General features: G+C 28.7%; 26 protein-coding genes and 1 other RNA gene. 5 read left to right on the forward strand and 22 right to left on the reverse strand.

The annotated features are described in order from the left end of the window. Positions 1-120: 120 nt before the first annotated feature. The 11 genes from AC1RP9_RS03090 to AC1RP9_RS03140 all read right to left on the reverse strand — a co-directional run bounded on the left by AC1RP9_RS03090 (position 121) and on the right by AC1RP9_RS03140 (position 9230). On the reverse strand, positions 121-891 hold the full coding sequence (locus tag AC1RP9_RS03090; protein ID WP_481822066.1) for a hypothetical protein: 771 nt from the start codon (positions 889-891) through the stop codon (positions 121-123). A 764-nt stretch (positions 892-1655) separates the two neighbouring features. Further along, the gene (locus AC1RP9_RS03095) at positions 1656-2231 is read right to left on the reverse strand and encodes a hypothetical protein (RefSeq protein ID WP_481822068.1); all 576 of its coding nucleotides are present in this window, start codon (positions 2229-2231) and stop codon (positions 1656-1658) included. Between the two features lie 69 nt (positions 2232-2300). After that, the gene (locus AC1RP9_RS03100; protein ID WP_481822070.1) at positions 2301-3398 is read right to left on the reverse strand and encodes a DNA-methyltransferase; all 1098 of its coding nucleotides are present in this window, start codon (positions 3396-3398) and stop codon (positions 2301-2303) included. Between the two features lie 9 nt (positions 3399-3407). Beyond that, on the reverse strand, positions 3408-4241 hold the full coding sequence (locus AC1RP9_RS03105) for an HpyAIV family type II restriction enzyme (RefSeq protein WP_481822072.1): 834 nt from the start codon (positions 4239-4241) through the stop codon (positions 3408-3410). A gap of 202 nt (positions 4242-4443) precedes the next feature. Next, positions 4444-4808, reverse strand: a transfer-messenger RNA (tmRNA) gene (gene ssrA, locus AC1RP9_RS03110). A 2-nt stretch (positions 4809-4810) separates the two neighbouring features. Next, entirely contained in the window at positions 4811-5248 is a 438-nt protein-coding gene (gene smpB, locus AC1RP9_RS03115) for an SsrA-binding protein SmpB (protein ID WP_481822074.1), read from the reverse strand. Between the two features lie 57 nt (positions 5249-5305). Then, complete coding sequence (recA, locus tag AC1RP9_RS03120; protein WP_481822076.1) at positions 5306-6271, reverse strand: recombinase RecA; 966 nt, start codon at positions 6269-6271, stop codon at positions 5306-5308. 119 nt (positions 6272-6390) lie between these two features. Beyond that, entirely contained in the window at positions 6391-6657 is a 267-nt protein-coding gene (rpsO, locus tag AC1RP9_RS03125; RefSeq protein WP_257043406.1) for a 30S ribosomal protein S15, read from the reverse strand. An 86-nt stretch (positions 6658-6743) separates the two neighbouring features. Continuing rightward, positions 6744-7580, reverse strand: coding sequence for an FAD synthase (locus AC1RP9_RS03130; protein WP_481822078.1), 837 nt, complete (start codon positions 7578-7580; stop codon positions 6744-6746). 3 nt (positions 7581-7583) lie between these two features. Continuing rightward, positions 7584-8396 carry a YcsE-related riboflavin metabolism phosphatase gene (locus AC1RP9_RS03135; protein ID WP_481822080.1) on the reverse strand — a complete coding sequence of 271 codons (813 nt, stop codon included), beginning with the start codon at positions 8394-8396 and terminating at the stop codon, positions 7584-7586. After that, positions 8397-9230, reverse strand: coding sequence for a hypothetical protein (locus AC1RP9_RS03140; protein ID WP_481822082.1), 834 nt, complete (start codon positions 9228-9230; stop codon positions 8397-8399). 99 nt (positions 9231-9329) lie between these two features. On the opposite strand from AC1RP9_RS03140, the gene gmk reads away from it, so the two are divergent. Genes gmk through AC1RP9_RS03165 form a run of 5 tightly spaced genes read left to right on the forward strand, consistent with a single transcriptional unit; the run spans position 9330 to position 13170 of the window. After that, positions 9330-9938 (forward strand): guanylate kinase, encoded by a 609-nt coding sequence (gene gmk / locus AC1RP9_RS03145; protein ID WP_481822084.1) that lies wholly within the window; start codon positions 9330-9332, stop codon positions 9936-9938. Continuing rightward, complete coding sequence (locus AC1RP9_RS03150) at positions 9922-10668, forward strand: PP2C family protein-serine/threonine phosphatase (RefSeq protein WP_481822086.1); 747 nt, start codon at positions 9922-9924, stop codon at positions 10666-10668. Before gmk ends, AC1RP9_RS03150 begins: the two co-directional genes overlap by 17 nt. Further along, complete coding sequence (locus AC1RP9_RS03155; RefSeq protein WP_481822088.1) at positions 10669-11649, forward strand: serine/threonine-protein kinase; 981 nt, start codon at positions 10669-10671, stop codon at positions 11647-11649. Positions 11650-11656: 7 nt separating this feature from the next. Continuing rightward, the gene (rsgA, locus tag AC1RP9_RS03160) at positions 11657-12499 is read left to right on the forward strand and encodes a ribosome small subunit-dependent GTPase A (protein ID WP_481822090.1); all 843 of its coding nucleotides are present in this window, start codon (positions 11657-11659) and stop codon (positions 12497-12499) included. Next, on the forward strand, positions 12499-13170 hold the full coding sequence (locus AC1RP9_RS03165; protein ID WP_481822092.1) for a ribulose-phosphate 3-epimerase: 672 nt from the start codon (positions 12499-12501) through the stop codon (positions 13168-13170). The genes rsgA and AC1RP9_RS03165 overlap by 1 nt, the downstream gene beginning before the upstream one ends. Positions 13171-13179: 9 nt before the next feature. Here AC1RP9_RS03165 and AC1RP9_RS03170 read toward each other — a convergent pair whose 3' ends face one another. The 11 genes from AC1RP9_RS03170 to AC1RP9_RS03220 form a co-directional block, all read right to left on the reverse strand. Then, a complete protein-coding gene (locus AC1RP9_RS03170; RefSeq protein ID WP_481822094.1) occupies positions 13180-13992 on the reverse strand; it encodes a hypothetical protein in 813 nt (270 codons plus the stop codon). After that, positions 13979-14698, reverse strand: coding sequence for a CDP-diacylglycerol--glycerol-3-phosphate 3-phosphatidyltransferase (pgsA, locus tag AC1RP9_RS03175; protein ID WP_481822096.1), 720 nt, complete (start codon positions 14696-14698; stop codon positions 13979-13981). The genes AC1RP9_RS03170 and pgsA overlap by 14 nt, the downstream gene beginning before the upstream one ends. A 1-nt stretch (position 14699) precedes the next feature. After that, positions 14700-15233: an MHJ_0274 family protein gene (locus tag AC1RP9_RS03180; protein WP_481822098.1), complete on the reverse strand. Its 534-nt coding sequence runs from the start codon at positions 15231-15233 to the stop codon at positions 14700-14702. Between the two features lie 7 nt (positions 15234-15240). Continuing rightward, positions 15241-15561, reverse strand: a complete 321-nt coding sequence (locus tag AC1RP9_RS03185) for a hypothetical protein (protein WP_481822100.1) — start codon at positions 15559-15561, stop codon at positions 15241-15243. Positions 15562-15610: 49 nt separating this feature from the next. After that, on the reverse strand, positions 15611-17101 hold the full coding sequence (gene mgtE, locus AC1RP9_RS03190; RefSeq protein ID WP_481822102.1) for a magnesium transporter: 1491 nt from the start codon (positions 17099-17101) through the stop codon (positions 15611-15613). Between the two features lie 25 nt (positions 17102-17126). Further along, positions 17127-17708, reverse strand: coding sequence for a diadenylate cyclase (locus tag AC1RP9_RS03195; RefSeq protein ID WP_481822104.1), 582 nt, complete (start codon positions 17706-17708; stop codon positions 17127-17129). A 1-nt stretch (position 17709) separates the two neighbouring features. Next, positions 17710-18003 carry a hypothetical protein gene (locus tag AC1RP9_RS03200; RefSeq protein ID WP_481822106.1) on the reverse strand — a complete coding sequence of 98 codons (294 nt, stop codon included), beginning with the start codon at positions 18001-18003 and terminating at the stop codon, positions 17710-17712. Positions 18004-18110: 107 nt separating this feature from the next. Next, positions 18111-19346 (reverse strand): CNNM domain-containing protein, encoded by a 1236-nt coding sequence (locus tag AC1RP9_RS03205; protein WP_481822108.1) that lies wholly within the window; start codon positions 19344-19346, stop codon positions 18111-18113. A 58-nt stretch (positions 19347-19404) separates the two neighbouring features. Continuing rightward, a complete protein-coding gene (locus AC1RP9_RS03210; protein ID WP_481822110.1) occupies positions 19405-20877 on the reverse strand; it encodes a DnaB-like helicase C-terminal domain-containing protein in 1473 nt (490 codons plus the stop codon). After that, the gene (gene rplI, locus AC1RP9_RS03215; RefSeq protein ID WP_481822112.1) at positions 20864-21322 is read right to left on the reverse strand and encodes a 50S ribosomal protein L9; all 459 of its coding nucleotides are present in this window, start codon (positions 21320-21322) and stop codon (positions 20864-20866) included. The genes AC1RP9_RS03210 and rplI overlap by 14 nt, the downstream gene beginning before the upstream one ends. Continuing rightward, positions 21303-23306 carry a GGDEF domain-containing protein gene (locus AC1RP9_RS03220; protein ID WP_481822114.1) on the reverse strand — a complete coding sequence of 668 codons (2004 nt, stop codon included), beginning with the start codon at positions 23304-23306 and terminating at the stop codon, positions 21303-21305. The genes rplI and AC1RP9_RS03220 overlap by 20 nt, the downstream gene beginning before the upstream one ends. Positions 23307-23329: the final 23 nt, after the last annotated feature.

The following is a 23329-nucleotide window of genomic DNA, read 5'->3' on the forward strand; positions in this document are numbered from 1 at the left end:
ATATTAAAAAACTTTTTATATGTGTTTATCAGACATAAAAGTTTAATTAAAAAGATTGGAAATTATTCCAATCTTTTTTTAGAAAATCGAAAAGATATTTAACCAGTTAGCTTAAATAGCTTATATAATAATTTTTCCTGTTTTTAGTCATTCCTTAAATTCTTTCCGTTTCTGTTCAGAATCTTTCTCAAGAAAAAGATGTTCAAGTGATGGTTTATAAAATAAAAGCATGTCTTGGGCTGTTATATCCAATGAATCAAGGTTTTGAATTTTTAAATCAAGTCATTTTTGAAACAAAGGGGAGAAAAAGTTCTTTGACTTTAATTCGTTAAGTGGTTGGTCTTTAGTTTGTAGATTATTATATTTTGTTAAATATGTTTCGATAAGTGATAAAAAGTTATTTTCTATTTCTGTATTATTAAAATTATTAAAAGTTTTGATTTTTTGAAGATCTGAATTCACTAATTTTATTTGAAATTCTATGTCTTCTTCATAAACAAATCTTTTATTTACGGTGATGATTTCATAAACATCATCAATTCATGCATTAATTAATTTAGAAAAGTATTCTTTTATTTTAAAGTAAACTTTTGTTAAGTTAGAGTTTGTTAATATTTCTTTCTGAGAAAGATTCACAAAATTTGTTAAATAAGAAATTAAAGGAATGCTTTCTTGTTCTAAAAAAGCAAGTGTATATTTATAAGATTCCAATCATGTTTCAATAAAGATGTAGTTTTTTTGCAAATTAGATAATTTATAAATATTTTTTTGAACCGTGATTAATCATTCATTAATTTCTTCTTTATTTTCACTAATGAATTTTTTAATTAAATCAACAAATTGTCTTGATAATTGTTCAGTATCCTTATTAGTTTTAATAATTTTAGACATACTAATTATCTTTTTTGAATCTTCTTCTTCAATTCGATATTCGATTACTAAATTACCATTTTTATCTAATTGAACTGGTAAATATTGATCTTGGTTATTAAAATCTAATTTGACTCATTTTCCTGAATTATCAAGAACAAATATTTTATCTTTTGTACTTAATTGAGTAAGCTCATCTATTTTTAGATTATTAAAAATATTAAAAAGATTTATTTTTGAAAATTAATCCAATATTAAAGTTTTAGAAAATCAATTTAAAAATAAGTTGTTATTAATACTTTTCTTTAATTCTTCTGAAAAGTTGCTTTTAAGTTTTGAATCAATTGAATTTGATTCTAAATTTGGGATAAGAGATAATTTATTTAAAAAACCCTGCCTCAAATAAGTCTTTTGCAATTGCTGATGGAAGTTGGATCTTTTGAAGAGAGATTTTGGATAATTCAAGTCTTTCTATTGGGTCTTATTTTCAGTTAAATTAGGACTCGTTGAACAAGAAATTGGAGTTAAACTAAAAGTACCAATGAACAATCCACTGAATAAAAATGCTTTAATTTTCTTACACATTTTAAACTCCTTTTTGTTCCTTTTGTCTAATTTTTGACAAGACTTAATGCTATTTTCAAGAGCGATTTTATCAAATAATTAAATCTAAAAAAACAAGGTAAATAAAATAGGGATTGCCAAGGTATATCTCCCGATTCTTTTTCTGGGTTTACAAAAAAACACAGAGTTTGACTTAAAAGGATTGCAAATATTGCAATCCTTTATTGTACGTTTTCGCTCGAAACTAAATACTTGTCTCAGCCCTGTACATATTCGATTCCTAATTTAGTACACATGTTTTTAACAACCTTATCTCAATTTTCAAAAGTACAAGTAATGTGAAGCATGCCATTGTTTGGTTTGGATAATTGTGCCATTACAATTAAATAATGTAATAAACAATGTTCTTGGTAAGTCACAATTAAACATGGACCGTAGTCATATAAATTAGAACTTTTTAAATCGTTTTTATTTAAAAAAATTTCATCAACATGATGTCTATGATATTTGTAAATTGGTTGACCCTCAATATTAAAATAATCTGGTATTTTGGGATTTTTGATTTGAGTGTATTGTCTTATATCTAATTCTTTATAAGGTATAAAACCTTCTAAATAAAAATTTTCATGCGAAGTTAGAAAATAATTAAGCGTTTGAAAATAAATCATTACTCATTTTTTACTATTTTTGCGTTCTTTTTCGTATTGCTCAATTATTTTATTCTTTTCGATTTGAAGTAATTGAGCTCATTTTTCTTGTTCTTTTTTAATTGCTCTTTTACAAAAAAGTTGTTTCATAATTATAATGATACCAAAAAATGAACACAAAATTTTACAAGTGTTTGCTTAAAGCTCAAAAAATAATAACTAAATTTTATTAAACATAACCTTAATTTTGTCGTTTCGATATTCTTGTCTAATTTGATTGATAGAAACCTTGATACCGTTTCTTATAACATATAAGTAATCAAAAGCATTAACTCGTCTTTTGCGTTCCATCATTTGAGCGCTAATTTCATGCATTGACAAAATGTTTTCTTTGTATTCTAATCGACCATTTTCATCATATAAAATCGCTTGCTCACCATTTTTATGATAAAAAGCTTCTTTGAGTTTGAAATATTCTTCTTTAACCATTTCTTTAAAAGTAACTTTTAAGGGTTTGTCATCAAAGATTGCTTTTTCAACATCTCCAATTTGAGGAATTGAATCATCAATTCTCTTTTGTCCTAATTTTATGTATTTAGAATCTCTTTCGATCATGGTGAAGTTTCTTCCCATCTTTTTGGCTACTGATCCTGTAGTCATTGAACCACCAAATGGGTCTAGAATTAGATCGTTTGGTTTAGTAAATAGTGCAATAACTCTATAAAGTAATGCTTCAGGTTTTTGAGTGGTATGAAATTTATTTCCATTTTCATCTTTTAAACGTTCATTCCCTGAGCAAACAGGAAATTCTCAAATCGAACCCATTTGTTTTCCGTTGTTTAAGAATTTACCTGTTTTATAATTAAATGTAAATTTACTTTTTTTGCTTTTTGATGCTCAGATTAAAGTCTCGTGGCTATTATTTAATCTTGTTCCGGCAAAATTGGGGGTAGGATTAGTTTTCTTTCAAATAATATCGTTAATGACTCAAAAACCAAGCTCTCTTAGAATTGAACCAATTTCATAAATGGATTGCATTCCTGAAATCAAACAGATGGTACCATCATCTTTAAGTACTCTTTTAACTTGTGATAATCAATCATAAGTAAACTTTTTATATTCTTCCATTGAAGGAAATTTATCTCAATCATCATCACACCCGTTAAATTCAGTTCCTTCAACTCTGTAGAGTTTCTTACCTTGTTCAATTTGCATAAAATAAGGAGGATCTGCGAAACAAAAATCAAAAGTTTTATCAGGAATATGTTGCATAATTTCAAGATTATCACCGAGTAAAATTTTATTTTTTAATTCCATATGTCCTCCTTAATTGTTTTTATCGTTTTGTAATAAGCGTCTTTGTTTTGCTAATTCTAAGTTATTTCCAGAGTAAAATAGCTCTTCCCTAATTAAAACGTAATCTTCTTTATTTGAATTTAATTTTAATCATTCCTTTTCTGGTAACTTAACTAATGCGTCCAAAACCTCTGGACTACTACCAAAATCCGGAACTGTAAATTCAACTGTTCGATTCTGTTTCTTATAATTAGTTAAATGCTTTTTAAGTTCATCTCAAATATGTTGATTATTTAAAGAATTAAAGAATTCTCCACCATAATACAAATTCATTTCTATATTGTTGAATTCATTTGCTTTCATTTGCTTAAGGTAATAGTTTTTATTTTTTGTAAGTTTATCATCAACAAATCACATAGATGCTTTTATTACTCTGTTTTTATGTATGGATTTAATTAAATCTAATTTATGAACAAAATTTTCGTATTGTCCTCTTTTTTTAGAACTATCGTGATCGTCACGCACTTTCATTTCGACAACATAAATCGAATTTTCATCTCCAAAATATTGATCGATATTTAAATACATTTTGTTTTTGTTATTGATTAATTGTTTATTAAAAATAGTGTATCCGAGCTTTTGAATATATTTAGTTGTTATTTCTTCTAAAATATCCCCAAATTTTATCTCGCGACTTTGGGATATATTTTGAAGTAATTTTTGTTTTGCATTTGACAATCTAAACAAACCTGAAAATCTAGATGGAGTATTAATAATTTTAATTAATAATAAATAATAAAAATCAGTTCCCTCTTTTAGATGTTTGCTAACAATTTCGTTAAATTCTTCATGTGAAATAAACATATTTTTACAATTTTCTATCTACAACATTATTGTGAAATAAGCTGTACTCTTATTATAAATATTTAAATCAAGTCACGGACTGAAAAAATCAAATTTAATTAAAAATAATGAAAAATTATTTGATATTGGTATTTTCATATTGTATTAAATAATATTGAGTAACAAAAAAGTCTAATACATTTGTATCAGACCATTTATTCAATGGTGGAGATGACGGGAGTCGAACCCGTGTCCACATGCAAATGCTAATATGCTTCTACAGTTTAGTTAATTTTATTAAGTTATAAATCTCTAAACTAACAAAATCTAATTTACAACTTTGACTGATGTTCGTGGATAAAACGTCACTTTAACCACTATCCTTTAAGACCCATTTACCTAATAAAGGAGTTTTAGATAAACGACTTTGACGCTAATTAAAATGCGTAAGCAAAGCTTTGATTTTGTACCATCATTGATGGTGAAACTTTTTCAGATTTTCCGTTTATTGGAACCTAGAAGTTTTTAAGGTGAACCACACCACTGCAACATACAAGAACCTACACCTGTCGAAACCATTACATCCCCGTTTAAAGGTAGTTTTTAATTACCTTTTGAAGCCTTTTTTGAGTTTCTTCTTTAGCGATTTTTTCTCTTTTATCATACTTTTTAAGACCCTTAGCAAGTCCTATTTCGACCTTAATTTTACCTGCTTTAAAATACATTTTTAAAGGGATTAAAGTGATGGGTTGTGTATCTAAAGAGAATTTAATCTTTCTGATTTCGTTTTTGTGAAGTAATAATTTTCTATCACGAAGTTCATCAACTTTTAAAAGCATATATTTATTAAAATGAGCTTCTTTTAAAAAGATTTCATTTTTATAAATTGAGCAATAAGCATTCGATAAATCAACTTGATTAGCTCGACAAGATTTTACCTCTCAGCCAAGAAGCGAAATTCCTGCTTCATATTTGTCTAAAATTTCATAATCTCGAAATGCTTTTTTATTGTTAGAAATAATCTTCATAATAGCTTATTAATTTTAACATTTTAAAGATAAACTAGGTTTATTTCTTGCATTAGTTTATAAACTAGAGCTTAACTTGTTTTTAATATCAGGATTATCAACAAGATAATCCTTCATGGCTTTTTTACCTTGAGCCACATTCTTACCTTCATAAGAATATCAAGCACCTTTTTTAACTAAATTACCATTTTCCACACTCAGATCAATAATTTCACCTAAGGTATCAATTCCACGAGAGAATAAAATTTCGCTTACACCCACTTTATATGGAGCTGAAAGTTTATTTTTTACTACTTTAAATTTAACTTCATTCCCAATTGAATCTTTACCTTCACCTAGGACTGAACCTTTTCTTACTTCAACTCGAATTGATGAATAAAATTTTAATGCTCGTCCACCGGTGGTGGTTTCTGGATTTCCAAAAATTACACCAACTTTTTCTCTGATTTGATTAATAAAAATCACAGTTGTTTTATTTTTATTTAAACTTGCAGTGATTTTTCTTAGTGCTTTAGACATTAATCTTGCTTGGAGACCAATTTGTTGATCCTTCATCTCTCCATTTAATTCGGCTTCAGGAACTAATGCAGCTACTGAATCTACAACAATTAAATCTACATGTCCGCTTTTAGCTAATAAATCAACAATTTCAAGTGCTTGCTCACCTGAATCGGGTTGCGATAAAAGTAATGTATCAACGTTTACTCCTATATTTTGTGCATAAACAGGGTCAATTGAATGCTCAGCATCAATAAAAGCAGCTATTCCACCGTTTTTTTGTACTTCAGCAATTGCATGCAGTGATAAAGTTGTTTTGCCACAAGATTCAGGACCATAAATCTCAATTACTCGACCTTTAGGAAACCCATTAATTCCTAATAATTTATTTAGTACATAGCTACCTGTGGAAAAAACTTCAGTTTCTCCATAAGGAACATCTCCTAAAATCATAATTGATTCAGTTCCAAAACGTTTTTCAATTTCTTTTAAGGTATCTTTGATTAATTTTTGTTTATCTTCCATACTAACTCCATTCAGTTAGTTAATATTATTTTAATTAAAAAATTGAAAAATAAAACTTTTGTGGGATTTTTCCACTTTTTAAGTCTTCAATCGCAAACAAAAAGTGCCTAAAGCACTTATTATTTACGAAGATTAAGTTCTTCAAGACATCTTAAGTATTCAGCTGGATTAGATTTTTTAAGGTGTTGCAATAACACTTTACGCTTTGCGATTTTTGCTAAAAATCCTCTTTTTGAGTGGTTATCTTTTGGATTGTTTTTAAAATGTGGTTTTAAAAGTTCAATATCTTCGGTTAAGATAGCAATTTGAACAAATGAATTCCCAGTGTCTTTAGGATTTTTTCCATATTTAGCAACTAATTCAGCTTTTTTTTCTTTTGTAACCATAATTATCTCCTTAATTATGTTTTAAACATAGCTAAAATTTCTATTTTAACCAAGTTTAAAATTTATGTTCTAAATTTGTAATGTAATTATATCAAGTTTTTATTTTTAATAAAATAAGTTTTTGCTTCTTGTAAATCTTGTTCAGTGACCATGTCCTGAGGTTTAGATGTAATAATTTTTAATTTAGTAAGTACTTCAATTATTAATCTTTGATTTTGAGGAAATTTAATGTCTCTATCGATTAAATGAAGGTATCTGTTTTTATCTAAACTCTGATGCAAGATACCGTAATAGACCATAATTGGACTTTTTATCAAAACAATATAAATTCCAGTATGAATTGAAGAAAGTTTGTCGTGAACTTGAATAAGATTAGGTGATTTAAAGTGACCAGAAAAAGCATAGTTTTTTGGTAACAATAAATTAAGTTTTTCAATATCTCCAAATTCTAAAAGGTCTTTTAGGTCTTTAGTACTAATTTTCACACCCTGAATTTTATATAAGTCTATTATATTAACTTTTGCTTTTGGAAGAATCTTTTCAATATCTTGAGCTATGTATTTAGCTCCCCGGCCAAATCTAAAATCCTTACCTACAGTAATGTGAACTGGTTTATTTTTAAAAATTTTGAGCAAAAAGTCTTTGCCATCCATTAATGAAATTTTGGAAAAATTTAACTCAATCACTGCATTAATTCCTAGCGAAGACAAGATGGTATATTTAGCAAAATTATCAGTAAAAAACGCTTTCCCAAATTTAGGCATGAATTCTTCATTATTAAAGCATATGATGATTTTTCTCCCTGAATTTGTGGAAATATTTTTAAGTAACTGAAAGTGACCCATATGAAACGCTTCAAATGAACCGATAATAAAACTATCATTGGGTTGAATTTGAAAATTATCAATGTTATAAATAATCATAGACTAAATAATTTTAAGTTCTTTAAGTTTTAAATAAACTCCATCATATTCACAATCAAGTGCCACGTCTTTAGCTACTTGTTTAAGCTTTTCTGAGGCACGTTCCATTGCAACTCCATACCCTGCATCACGAATCATTTCATAATCATTTGAACCATCACCAAAAGTAATTAATTGCTCATTATCAATTCCTAATTTTTGACACAATAAATTTAGTGTATAAAATTTATTAATATTTTTAGGTAGTATAAATAAACCTTTAGTTCATATTGAATTAACTTCCATTGAAAAATTATTTTCTTGAATATATTGATTTATTTTTTGAACTAATTCTTGCGGATTTTCTCGATTAATTGTAATTAGGAATAAATTTTCATGACTTAATAACTCTTCATCAAAATCGTGATAATTATGAGCATTTGGACCGATAAATCAACTATCTAAATTTAGGGTTGGTGATTTAAATACTTTATCAAAATCTGAAATTGACATTCCTCGAATATCATTTTTAAAATAATGATAAACATCAATCACTTCTTCTTTGATTAAGGTTCTTTTGAAAATAAATTCTTTCTTAGCAACATCTCAAATAAATGAACCATTTGAGCCGATAAAATAATCAGGTTGCAATTGTTCTAAAAAATCCCCAATAGTAGCAAATTCTCTAGCTGTAGCTAATACAGTGATGATGTTTTTTGCTCTTAATTGTTTAAACATGTCTTTGATGTGCTCACTGAATTTAATATGAGCATTAGGAAGCAATGTCCCATCAACATCAAAAGCTGCTATTTTAATTTTTCCTTCTAATGTCTTCATTTAAAACCTTTCCACAAATACTTTTTTTGGATAATATTTGTTATTCTTAACTTGTCCAATGGAAATAATCTCTGAATTTTTGGTAATTAAATATTTTCCATTCTTTTTAAAAATCTCAAATTCATTACCGTTTTTAAGTCTAATTTCTTGAATTTTATCAATTTCAAATCAAGGTAAATTAATTAATTTTTTAAAACTAATTGGTTTATATTCATTTTTAGCTAATTTTTTTAGCTCAATATCCCCAATTTTTGTGCGTATTAATTTAGTCATTACACAAGTAGTCCCTAAGAAACTTGCAATATCTCTTAATATTGAACGAACATACCCACCTTGAGAAATTTTCATTTCAAATCTAGCGGTGTATTTTCGCGAGTCAAAATTAATTAATTTTAAATAATGAATTTTAATCGATTGAGGTTTAAGTTCAAAGTCTTTATTTTGTCTAAACAAATCATAAGCTCGCTTGCCTTTAATTTTTTTAGCACTCAATTTGGGTGGAATTTGTTCAGTTTGTTTAGCAACATGCTCAATAGATTGTTCAAGTTGTTCAAGACTAAATTCTATTCTTTGCGTAAATTGTGGTTTGCAGTTATAATTATCAAGAGATAAGCTAGTGTAAAAGAATTTGCACTCGGCAATATAGGTTTTATCAGTGTGATCAATGTATTGTAAAAGTTTAGTGTCAGCATTCGTTGCAATTAGCATCAATCCACTTGCTAATGGATCTAATGTTCCGCTATGACCAATTTTTTTAGTGAATAATTCTCTTCCAATTTTGCGAACTGCTTGATTTGCAAAAGTATTGGAAGGTTTATAATATATAAAAAACATTGCACCACCTATTGTTATATAATTTTACTAGAATTTTGCTTTTATATTAATTTAAAGCAGTTTTTTTCTCTTCAAAAAATAGTATAATAAAGTACAATTATGGCACAAAAAGGTAAACCGATTATTATTTTTACAGGGCCAAGTGGAGTTGGAAAAGGTACTGTAGAAAGATTATTATTTGACTTTGAGGAACTTAATTTATATTTATCTTGTTCTGCAACAACAAGAAAACCAAGAGAAGGTGAAATCAATGGACTTCACTACCATTTCATAAGCACAGAAGATTTTAGAGATAAAATCAAATCACGCAAGTTCCTTGAGTTTTCATACCATTTTAATAATTATTATGGAACTTTATATTCTGAGTTAGATAAAATCCATGCAAAAAATCGTGTCCCAATGTTAGAAATTGAAACCAGAGGTGCCAAACAAGTTATTGAAAAACTTCTTGAATCAAATGAGCATAATTACAATCTCATTACTATTTTTCTTGAGCCTCCTTCAGTTGAAGAATTAAAAAAACGAATTATCAAACGTGGAACTGAAACTGAAAAAGTTATTCAAGATCGCTTAAATAAAGCTATCGAAGAACTAGGTGAAGCAAGTATTTTCAAATACAGAATAATCAATGATATTCCTGAGCGTGCAGCAGAACAAATACGCACAATTTTACACAAAGAATTAGGAATTAATGAAAATAGCAAGTAAGTCAATTAAAGGAAATTATCGTTCAAAGAACGATGATCGTATTGGTGTTTTTGAAAATGAATGAGCTACTTTAGCAATTCTTTGCGATGGAATTGGTGGGTATTCAGGTGGAGATATAGCCGCTAATATTGTTGTATCTGAATTTGGAATTAGCTTTCAGAAAAACTTTAAATTCACTGAATTTACACAAATTGAGCAATGGGTTGATCAAACTGTTTTACAATGTCGCACTTTAATTAAAAAAGCTGCTTATCAAAATAAAATCACCCAAAACATGGGAACTACATTAACTGGAGCAATCATTTTACCTACAGAAAATAAAATTTTGCTCTTTAATTCAGGAGATTCGAGAGTATATGTTTTCACAAATAATGGGAATTTATTGCAAGCAACTAAGGATAATAATGTTGAAAATAAATTAATCCAAGAAGGATATGAAGTTGAAGTTGCTAAAAACAATCCATTAGCATCATATTTAACTTCAGCGGTTGGTTTAAATATTAAAACTACAATCCATTTTGAAGAAATTGAAGGTGATACTTATCAAAAAATTAATAAATTACTCATCACTAGTGATGGAGTGCATGCGTTTTTATACCATATGGAAATGGAGCAAATTATTAACAAAAAATTAGAACCCGAACAACAAATACAAGAATTATTGCAACAAGCTCAATTAGCTGAATCCACCGATAATATGAGTGCAATCATTATTCATCTCAGAGGGTAAATGCAAAATAAATATATTTTAGAAAGTTCAAAAGTTTACCAAAAATACTACATTGAAAAATTAATCGGTTCAGGTGGTGCAGGTTCAGTATTTTTGGTTCATTCGAAAGATAATCCTCAAGCTAAATTTGCTCTTAAATACTACAAAAACGCTATGGATACAAGCAATGCAACTCGCTTTAAATCCGAAGCACAATTGCTCGACAAAATCAAGAGCAAAGCTATTCCTAAGTTTGAAGAATTCTATCAAGACCATGCTGAAATGTTCTATGTGATGGAATATATTCAAGGAGAAACATTAAGCGAGATTTTAAGCAAAAAAGGTCGTTTAGACACTCGTAGAGCGATTAATTACATGAAACAAATTAATGAAGGTATAGGAGAATTGCACGCTTTTAATATCATTCATCGTGATATTAAAAGTCAAAACATTATCGTAACTGAACAGCAAGAAATTAAGATTGTTGATTTAGGTATTTCACTCACTCCTGATTCGCAACGTATCACCAAAACTAGTACAATTGTTTGCTCTCCATATTATGCAGCTCCTGAAATTAACTATAAAATTACTAAAGCAGTAGATATATATGCTTTAGGGATTGTTTTTTTTGAAATGCTAACTGGTCAATATCCTTTTAAAGGGAAAGACGAATATGAGACCATTAAAATGCATAAAGAAAAGAACTTCCCCAATATTCGTGAGTTTATAGATGTCCCATGGTCAATTTATAACATTCTTGCACGTGCTGTAGCCAAAGATCCTCAGAAACGTTATGAAAGTGTTTGGGAGTTTAATAAAGACTTAACTAAAGCTCTTACCCCAGAAGGAAAAGCACAAAATCCAGTTAATATGAAAACAATGCAGGTGCAAAAAACTAAAGATTTATTTTTTGCTTCAAATAAATTTTTAGTTTTTGGAATTTTAATAATTGTTTTAATCATTATTATTTTCTTGATTGTAATGCTCTTCAATGTCAAATAAGGAATAAATGATAGGAAAAATTTTTAGTATTATTGGTGGAATTTATACCGTCAAATTACAAGATAATTCTTTTATTAAAATCAGTGGTGCTGGTAAGTTAAGATATTTAAATTTAACTCCTTTAGTTGGGGATGATGTAATTGTTGAAAATAATCAAGTAAGTAAAATTTTAGACCGAAAAAATGAGTTTATTCGTCCAAAAGTTGCTAACATTGATCAAATGATTTTGCTTATGTCATTTAAAGAACCCCAATTTAGCTCTTTCTTATTAGATAAGTATTTATCAATTGTGGAAAATAAAAAAATCACTCCAATTTTATTTTTCACTAAAGCTGATTTAGAACAAGACAGACATTTTGTTCATGAATATGAACAAATGGGTTATCAATGTTATTTAATTAACAATACAAATCCAAGCTATATTGAACAAGTTCAAGATCTATTTAAAGACAAATACTCAGTATTTATGGGACAAACTGGAGTTGGAAAAACTACAACAATTAATAAATTAAGTAATAATAATTATCAAACTCAAGCTATTTCTAAAGCCTTAGGAAGAGGTAAGCACACTACTCGAGCAATTCATATCACTGAATTTAATAATGGTTATTTAATTGACACTCCTGGTTTTTCATCACTTGATTTAGATATGGATAAATACGAGCTAGCTCGAAGTTTTGATCAGTTTGATAAGCTTGCTCAACAGTGTAAATTTCGTTCGTGTTTACATATTAATGAAGCAATGAATATGTGTGCAGTTAAACAAGCAACTAAAAATGGCCTAATTCCTCAATTTCGATATGATAATTACCTAAAATTACAAAGTCAACTTGTTGAAAAGGAAAGATAATGAAAAAATATGTAACACCTAGTTTATTAAACGTTGAAGCTAAAAGACGTGCACAAATGGCTGAACACTTAATTTCACAAGGAATTAAGTGAATTCATTATGATATTATGGATGGAGAATTTGTCCAAAACACAGCAATTGAAGTGAGTGAAATTATTAATATTAACAAGAACGCCACTAAACACTTTAAAGATGCTCATTTAATGGTTAAAGACCCTTATTTATATGCTAATTTACTCAGTGATTATGTTGAGCTAATTACTTTTCACTATGAAGCAATTGTTGATGATACTGAAGAATTTTTAAATTATCTGATTGATAATAAAGACCAATTAAAAATAGGTTTAGCAATTAAACCCAATACTCCTGTTGAGAGCATTAAAGAATTTTTACCACATTTATCGCTAGTTTTAGTGATGTCAGTAGAACCTGGTAAGGGTGGTCAAAAATTTTTACCCATTGCACTAGATAAAATTAAAGAGTTAAAAAATATCCGAGCAACTCATGCATATCAATATTTAATTCAAGTTGATGGTGGAATTAACGAACAAACTGGACCACTTGTTTTTAAAGCAGGAGCTGATGCTGCTGTGGCTGGAACTTATTTAATCGCCCAACCCACCAAAGAACGAATCAACACTATTTTAGGAAGAAAATATCAAATAAAGTAGCTTAATTTTTTAAGCTACTTTATTTTCAAATATTCATTTAGATACTTTGCTTTTATATTTGTCAACAAATTTTGATTCTTCAAGCTCTTTAAGTTCGAATTGTAAAACTTTTTGGTTTTTATTAATTTTGTCGACTAATTTATTGTATAGTTCTTGCTTTTGAGCAACTTCTCTGACTAAATCATCATACTCACTATCCTTTAAGATTTGACTTAATTTTTTAGTTTCAAAAAAACTAGTTACAATATCCTCGAGAAAAGGATTAATTGTAAGTCTATATGAAAAAGCACTGCTATTAATCTCTCTAAATTTTTCATCGTTCTTTTCATTATGAAGATAGTTTTGTAATGCTTTTTGACCTGAAGTTAGACCGATGAAATTTGTTTTGCTTTGAGTATCTAAAATAATGTATGCTTCAGCTGCCAGTAATGAATTATATTTAACTAAACCACTAAAAATGTCTTTTAATAATTTTTTACCAACTGCTAATAAGGCTTGAATTTGAGCTGATAACATTTGTTGCTGCTGTTCAGGAACGATAGTACCATTTATTGAACTCTGTTCTTGAATTTGTTTTAGAATGTTTTGATAAACTTTTTGCGAAGAATGAAGTGGAATAAGCATATATTCAAGCTTTTTAGCATTTTCTGGGCTTTGAGCAGCTCTATCTTCCACTTGTTTGACAAAGTTATTAAACTCGGTCACACTATAGCTGAATCTTTTGATTTTAAATAAATTATCACATGAAATAACCCCAAGTGAACTCATTGCTATAATGCTTGAAGGAATGATTAATTTAATTAGTTTTTTAGTTTTTTTCATTTGAATCTTTTGTTTGGTGTGTTTTGTTTTTAACTTTAAGGAACTTATCTAAATATTGGTATCCTGATGCATAACTAATCCCAACAGCACCAATTAATCCAATTAAAACAATAATTGAAAAGGCTTTGGTTGCTCTAGTGACTTCAATTTGATTAATGATATTCAAACTAGTATATCCATCATTTAAACTGCCAAAAATTGCATTAATTAATAAAGTTACAATAATTAAAATAGAAATGTAAAAAGTTTTAACTTTGGCTAATTGATTTGCTTTAACATCCATTTGTTGACGTGCCATTTGGATTCTAATTCCATCTACTATTAAATCACGAATGATAATTAAAATCGCTAAACCAACATTAAATCACCCTGATAAAATTAAATATATTAATCCAACAATAGTAATAATTTTATCAGCTAAAGGATCCCAAAGCTTTCCAAAATCTGAAACGGTTTTCCATTTTCGTGCTAAATATCCGTCTAAAAAATCAGTGGAAATTGCAATGGTGAAAAAAACAAACATAATTCACGAGATTCAAGGGGCATAATTAACTAACCGTGCAAAACCTACTTCAAAGATTTTATAACCATGAAAAATTAAAAAAGCAGTTAATAAAAAAGCCATTCAAATTCTAATTACAGTTAAAACATTAGGAATGTTGTTTTTGGTTAATTTCCAATTTGGATTTCATTTAAACTTAGACATATTACCTTCTTTCGATTATTTTTCTTTTTTCAAAAGCATAATGTTGATCGAGGAAATCAACCTCTTTTTGAATAACTTGTTCAGAAGCAGTTTCTTTCACTTTTTGAGCTTGTTCTTTGAAAAAAGTAATTTCTTTGGAACATTTTGACATTCACGAATTTGACTTAATATCTTTAAGATTGTTTAAGTTTTGAACAAAGGTTTTGAGTTCAGGATTTGGTAAAATGAAACGTTTAAACTTATCTAGATTCATTAAATGTTTAAGATATTCAGCTGGAATATAGTTAATGTCTTTCATTTTCATATCTCCAACACTAACTTGGAAATTATCTAATTCTTCTTGATTTAGTTCAATTAAACGATTAATGCTAATAGTTAATGATTGAGCATATTGCTTGGCTTCAAGCTTAAATTCTTCAAGTAATTTCTTTTCCTTACGAGCATCGATTTTATCTTTGATTACTTTATATAAGAAAAAACTTAAAACTAATAAAACTAAAGCTCCAAAGACTATTCAAATAAATATATCTCCCATGTGTCTCCTATTTTTGCAATTTTAACCTTCATTTATCAGGTTTTTGCTCGGTGAATTGTTGCATAATATTTTCTAATTCTTTTTCACTTAAAGTTGAACGTTGAATTTCACTATGTAAATAAGCACTGTATTGTCGATAGTTAAAACTTGGTTTGGGAGTAATTTTCTTGTATGTTACCCGTGAACCAGTTGATAAAACCTCATCAATTTCTACTTCAGTCCCAAGGACAATATCGTTCATTTCTCGTTTAACAATTTTAACTTCTTGTTGCAATTTTTCAAGCTCTTCAGCTAATAATTTAAGTTTTTCAATATCTGCAATTTCCATATGTTCCTTTATTATTTTCTTATTTATATTATATCTTTTATTAAACAACTTAAACGGTTGCTTGTTGTGATATTATTCCCATAGCAACACCCATTGCAAGCATACCAATATTAATTCCAAAGAAAATTAAGGTTGAAATAGCATCTGAAAGGGTTGCTAAAATTGGAGCAGACATAACTGCTGGATCTTTTTTAAATCTTACAGCAACAATTGGAATCAGAGTTCCTAACATTTTAGCGATAATCACCACTAAAAACAAGGAAATTGAGCTTCCGAAAATAAGAAAAGTTAATGCTTTTCAATCTGCACCAGAAGTACCGAAAATTAAAAAGTATAAAAAGAGTCTTAAAATATTAAAGACAAACATTAAAATACCGACAATACAAGCAACCTTAACTTCTTTTAGAATTGCTTTTCCTGCATCTTTAAACTCAAGCTCTCCTAGAGCTGTAGCTCTAGTAATTGTGGTTGAACTTTGGGAACCAGCATTACCTGCTGATCCAGAAATAACCGGAATTAACGCTACAATAATAGCTGCTGAAATATTGATTTTTAAATGCTCAATTAAAACGCTTTCACTAATATTAGTGAATTTTTCAATCACCAATTGACTAATGGTTGCTGAAAGCATTAAAATTAATAACCACAAAATACGAGACTTAACAATAGTCCAAACAGTGGTTTTTAAATAACTTTCTTCAGCAGCATCAGGATTAATCCCGCTCATTTTATAAATATCCTCTGTTGCCGCTTCTTGAATAACATCAATAACATCATCTGAAGTAATCATTCCGATTAAATAATTTTCACGATTAATCACTGGAAGTGCTGATTGATCTTGATCAGCAAAAATCAAGGCTGCTTCTTCTTTGGAATCGTATGTATATACCGAACGTACGGGCGAATAAATTTCATCAATAATCTCATCTTCATCTGAAAAGACAATTTCTTCAAGCATAACCGAACCCAGTAATACTCCTCTTTGATCCACCACGAACAAATGATGGTTCAATTCAACTTTGTTGCGATAATCACGCCGGATTTTTGCTAGTGCTTTTTTGCAAGTTAAAGTATTAGTGAGAGTGGAAATATCCACAGACATAATACTTCCAACTTGATCATCGCTATACGATAAAATCGAATTAATTTTTTCGCGTTTTTGAGCATCGGTTTCATTTAAAATTTTTCGGGTTAAATTAGCTGGAAGGTCTTCTAAAATGTCAGCAAGCTCATCAGTTTGAAGCTCTTGCAAGAGCTTCATTCCTCAATCTTCAGTTAAATTCTTAACCAATTGAAATTGAACGCTTTCATCTAGATATGAAAATAATTCAGCAGCATCAACAGTTTTTAGTGAACGAAGTAAAAATAATTGTGAGCTTGGATCTATGCTTTCAGTTGCATACGCAATATCAGCCAGTGTATATTGATCTAAAAAATCACGGATTTTTTTAATGTTTTTATTTTGAATTAATTCAGTTAATTCAAGGAGGATTTGTTCTTCAATATCATTTAATGGGTGTATTGTTTTGTTTTCAGACATATCAACCTCCTATTTGTATTATTATTTAATCTTTAATATATTTAAGAAGAGTTTCTTTAAATTCACCAATTGGAACTTTGGTCATTAAACCACCTTTTAAAATGCTAATTGCTCCACTTTCCTCTGAAACGACAATAGTAGTGGCATCTGATTGCTCAGAAATTCCTAGAGCAGCACGGTGCCGTGAACCAAAACTATTATCCAAGCTTTTTTTAGTGATTTTGTAAAAAGTCGAAGCATAATAAATTTTATTATCGCGAATAATAACAGCTCCATCGTGAATTGGACTTTCTTTACTGAAAATAGCTATTAAAAGTGAACTAGATAAATTTGCGTTCAAAATAATTCCATCAGTACGTAAATTATCTAAACTTTCGTTATTTTCAAGTGTAATTAAAGCTCCGATTTTTCTTTGCGATAAATATTCCACTGTATCTTTTAATTCATAAATTAAACGTTCTTGTGAAGAAGTCCCTAAACTTAGATATTTACTTTTAACAATTTTTTTAGAAACAAAATTGCTAATTCTTGGTCATAACATAATGAGCAAGATTGCTAAAACAATTCAAAAAATAAATACAATAAATACTAAAATAATAATTGACATATTAACTTGCAAATTTACTAATTGCGTATGCTCCTAAAAATAATAGTGTAATCACTAGAACAATAATGGCAATATAAATTAAGTTGGTAATCAAAATTTTCTTTTGATTTTTTGCTTGTTCAAGGAGTTCTTGCTGAGTTTTTTCAGGAAGTAAATTACCTTGTGAATCGTATGTTTGAGCAATAATTCGTGCAATTTCTGCTTTGCGTAAATTGATAAAATGTTCAGGATCACGTTTAGTTTCAGATTTTTTGGTCTCTTTTTCTTTATTTTTTAAAAAATTTTTAATATCCATAATACCTTCTTAAAATATTTATATTTTAATTTTACTTTATCAAGCTAAAAATGTAAACTTTTTGTTAACAAAATAAAAATTGTCTAATGACAATTTTTGCACTAATTCTACAATTTGTTAATTTCAATAATCGTATGTTCTTTTTTATTTTTTGCAATTGAAATCACCTTGAATTGATATTTATCTTGTAAAGTGAAAGTGGTTTTTTTGTACAGTTTCTTGTCTCCACTGTTTTTAATTAAGTATTCTTGTAATGTTAATTCTTCTTCATCGGGTGCAAGTAAATTTAACTCTATATCTAATTGCTTGAAAACATCATACACAAACAACTCAGCTTGAACTTGCGATTTTTCAAGCGATAATTCATAAATTTCTTCATCATTATCGTGTTCATCGTAAATTTCACCAACTATTTCTTCAAGAATATCTTCAATGGTAATAATCCCTTTAACTTTAGTGGAATTATTATTTTCCACCACCAATCCCATTTGTGCACGATCTTTGCGTAATTTATCTAATGCTGAAGAAAGTAGTGAATTAGCTGAAATATACGGAAGTGTTTGCATGTAAGTGATTATTTTTCCTTTTTTAAGATGAAAAATATCTTTAAGCATGACCATTCCGATTAATTGATCGTTTTTCATTATTGGTAGGCGTGAATAATTGGTTTCACGGAACATTTCTTTTGCTTTTGCAATATTATCCTTGTAATCTAAATATGAAACATCTTTCAAACGAATGTAATGTTGTTGCACTTTGGTTGAATCTAGGTCTAAAGCATTTTTAACTAAAATGCTTTCTCCGGTTTGCAATACTCCTTCGTTTTGAGCAACATTAATCATAGTTTTTAATTCATCTTCAGTATGAGTTACTAACACTTCCTTCCCGATTTTGCTGATCGGAAGTGTGATTACTCATAAAATTCAATACATAATCTCAATAAATGGAGCAAAGATTTGCAAGTATTTAACGCAATGGTGTTTAGCAATTAATTTAGGTCCAATTTCACCAAAAATTAATAACACAGGAGTCACTACTGCTATTGAAATAACCGTTGGTAAAATACTATCATTTCCAAATATTTGCGAAAGTAGTAGTGAAGTGAGTACCGAAGACCCAACATTAACAATGTTATTCCCGATTAAAATAGTTCCTAAAATTTGATTAAATTTACTTTTTTGCTTTTGAATTAGAGTTGCATTGCGTGCTTTATTTTCGACTAAATGATTAATTTTAGCACTAGAAATAATGCTATAAGCTGTTTCGCTTCCGCTGAAAATACTGCTCAGTAAAAATAAAATAAATAAAACAATTATGAGAATAATTATCAAGTCTAATGACATTATCTTGCTCCTTTAGTCTTGATAATTAAACGATTGGATATAGGTTCCATAAAACTCCTTATTTATTTAAATCTTTGATAAATTCACTAAAACGCACAATTTCTCCGCTGTATTGTAGTCCAGCAAGTCCAAGTTGTCCGTTTCTGTTTTTAGCTACTGAAAGTAGTGTGTTATAGCTCATATCTTCTCTTTTTTCATCGGCATTTCGACTTAAAAAGATGACAATATCAGCATCTTGCTCGATTGATCCTGATTCTCTTAGGTCGTGTAATTGTGGACGTTTGTCTTCCCTGGTTTCTACGGTTCGAGAAAGTTGCGAAAGAGCCATGATGGGAATTTTCAACTCAAGGGCAAGAGTTTTTAGGTTTCGTGAAATAATTGAAACTTCTTGTTGACGGTTTCCTCGTCCTCCTTGTGGACCAGAAATGAGCTGTAAATAATCAATAATAATTAAGTCAAGTTGATAATTAAGATTTTTATTTAATAGTCTTAATTTTCAGGTAATATCATCAATGCTACTAGTTGGTACATCATCAAAATACACATTCATTTTTTCAAATGTTAAAGCATATTGATCTAATTTATCTTTTTCATATGAATGTAATTTTTTCGGATCTTGAATTTTATTGAGCGGAACTTCTGAGTGAGTTGATAAAAAACGTGATGTTAACTCACTGGCTGGCATTTCTAACGAAATAAAGGCAACATTTCTGGTTTTGGTTTGCTCTTTATTAATTGAATTAATAATTTGATCATTAGTGCTCATAATATTATCTAAAGTAATATTGCGGGCTATATTAAGAGCAAAAGCAGTTTTTCCAATTCCTGGACGAGCAGCTAGAATGATAAATTGTCCAGGTTTAAATCCATTAACAAATTTATCTACTGCTTCAAATTTGGTTTTAATTGCCACATCTTCACTTGTCCCAATTAAACGTTCATTAATTGATTCGAGTAATTCTTGCGAAGTATCGTAAATATGTTTAAAGGTACTGCTTTGGATTGAATTTTGTGAATTATCTGAAAGAAATTGTTGAATATTAGAATATGCTTCCTTCCAGTCTAATTGAATATCTTTATTCTCTAATCTTTTAGTTTCATATTGATAAAATGCTTCTAAATTACGCATTTTAGTTAAGTCGATTAATTTTTCTACATTGGTTAAAAAGTGAGTTTCATTAACCACCTTTGAAGCAATATACGAAATTAATAATGGTGTCACTTCAGTATAAGCATTATTATTTTTAATTTTATCTAAGTTTTCAATTAAATTAGCAAAATCAAAGAACGGAAAAACGCTCCCCATTTTGTTTTTAAGAAACAAAATGTAACGAAATAATTGCTTGTTTTCAGGGATAAAAAAGTTACTTTCACTTAAATACTGAGCTCCCCGTTGTTGCATTTCTTCATCTAAAATCATGGATGCTAAAATGCTTTTTTCTATTTCGTTATCTTGAAATTTAGTGTTAGGATTGTGAAAGTTAACAATTAAATTGAGATAATTTTTTTCAAGGTTATTATTTTGTGACATTTATACTAATTTCCATTCTAACAACAGCGTTAATATCTTTATATAAATTGACATTCACTTCATGGGTTCCTTCTGAAACAAAGTGAATTTTTTCTAATGCATGCTTAGGAAGTGTGTATCCGAGTTTTTTTAACTCATCATGAACTTCTTTAGTAGAAACGCTTTTGTGAACATTTAAATTGTGGTTTTTGTCTATTGTGGCTTTAAGAACAAATTTTAAAGTAAGAGATTCGAGCTCTTCTTTCATTTGAAGAAATTGACTTCTTTTAGCGTGTTCATCAGCTGAGAGTTGTTGTAATTTTCGTTCTAGTGATTTGGCAGTTCTTTCATTATATGGTAAAGCAAACCCGTTTTTAACTAAAAAGTTACTTCCATATCCATTCGACACTTCAACAATGGTATTTGCTTTTCCTTCTTTACAATCTTTAATTAAAATTACTTTCATGTTTCTTTGCTCCTGACATTATAATTGCATGTTTAATATTATCAACAAAAATATTTAATTCTTCTTGTGAAACAGCAGCAGCTGAACTAAAGTGTCCGCCACCACCAACTGATTCACAAATAATTTGGACATTAGTATTAATTCCACGGGCACTAAGTTTATACTTAGTTTTATCTTTAGAATCTTTTAATTTAGCTACTACAAATGAAGCTACCCTTCCTTTGATTTTAAGTATTTCATCAGCTGCAATAGAAATAGTATCATTGGAAGCTTCAATGTTTGAATATGCAAGAAAAAACCCCTCTTTAACTTCAGTAAGGTTTTTAAGAATTAAATCTACTGTTTTACGAGTTTCATTATCAATTTTTAAAATATCCACTGCAATGGAAGCTTTAGCACCTTTAGATTCTAAATAGCTAGCTGCTGAAAAAGCTCTTTGTGAGACTGATTTAGCAAATTGGTTTGTATCTAAATAAATTCCATTTAAAAGTAATTGAGCAGTGATTGGATCAATGCTAATTTTATTCTCAACAAAGGAAATAATTTCGGTTACAATTTCACAAGCTGAAGATGCAGTTGTATCAATATAAATATTAGTCACTGGACAATAATCAATACTTTTGCCTGGTCGATGATGGTCTAAAACAAAGACATTATTGCGATCAGTATTTTTAAGAGCTTCAGAATTATCAGTCCGTAGCACATCTGAATTATCAACTAAAACTACCAAAGTATTTTCATTGGTCATTCTAGTTAAATGTTCCATGTTTGAGACTAAATAATCGCGATCAAAAACATTTTTCATGCTTGAAATCATGGATTTAGTAGTGTAATCAAAAGTAAAATTCCCAATAAAAGCTTTCTTATTAAAAGCTTTTGCCAATTGGTACATTCCATAGGCTGCACCTAAAGCATCTAAATCGGCCATTTTATGTCCGTAAATAATCACTTTATCAATTTTATCGCTAGTTAATTTTTTTCGCAATTCTAAAGCAGTGTTTTTAATTTTAATCCGACTATTATCAGCAACAATTTCAGATTTAGACCCAAAATAAATTGGATTGTGGGTATTCGAGAAAATAGCCACTTGATCTCCTCCACGGTTTTGAGCTTGTAAGAGAGCTTTTTTAGCTTGTTCAATTTGCTTTTGAAACGAACTCCATCCACTAGCAAATCCAATTGATAGCGAAATTTTATACGAATTGTCAATTTCTTTTTGATTAATCTTCATGAACAAATCAAATTGATTTTCGATTAATTCAGAAATCGTTTTTTCGTTAGTAAAAACAATAAATTTACCATTAGTATATTGACGATAAATCATGTTGTATTTTTTAACGTATTCTTCAATGGTGTCAATTACTGCTTTATTAAGTCGGAAAAATTGTTCTTCTGAAAGGATTGATTGGTAGAGTTGAAAATTATCAATCTCAATTTCACCAATGACTGGTTTTTGTTCTGCAGTGATTGTTTTAAATAAATTTTCAGTGGAAATATCGCGAATAACTATAGTGTTTGAAATAGGTCAAAATTGAGCTTCATAAATATGGTCATTTTCTGAAAATTCAATTTTGTTTTCGTTTAAATCCACTTTCTTTTTGTTTCCGTAAAACTTTTGAAAAAATTCATCTAAGCTTCAACCAATAAAATTGCTCTTAAATTTAGATTTTAAAAATGAGCTACTTCAAATAATTTCTTGTCCTGAATCATAAATGATAATTCCAATATTATTATTAGTCATAATATCTTCGACAAATGAGTTAAATGATTTTTTAATCAATTCCCGTGATTTGATAAAGCGAGATAGGATAAAATATAAGACCACACACTCAAAAGCTAAGATAGCAAGCACCCCAACTGATAATCAAGCGAGGATATAAGTATTGTTTACATTAGTAATAATTGAAAATAAAAGAGCTATAAAAGAGATAATGAAAATAGTAAAAATAACATATACGAGAATGACCTTATTTTTGTTTTTCAATGTAACCTCTCTATTTTAATTTA

It is taken from the genome of Mycoplasma sp. 3686h (assembly GCF_056781225.1).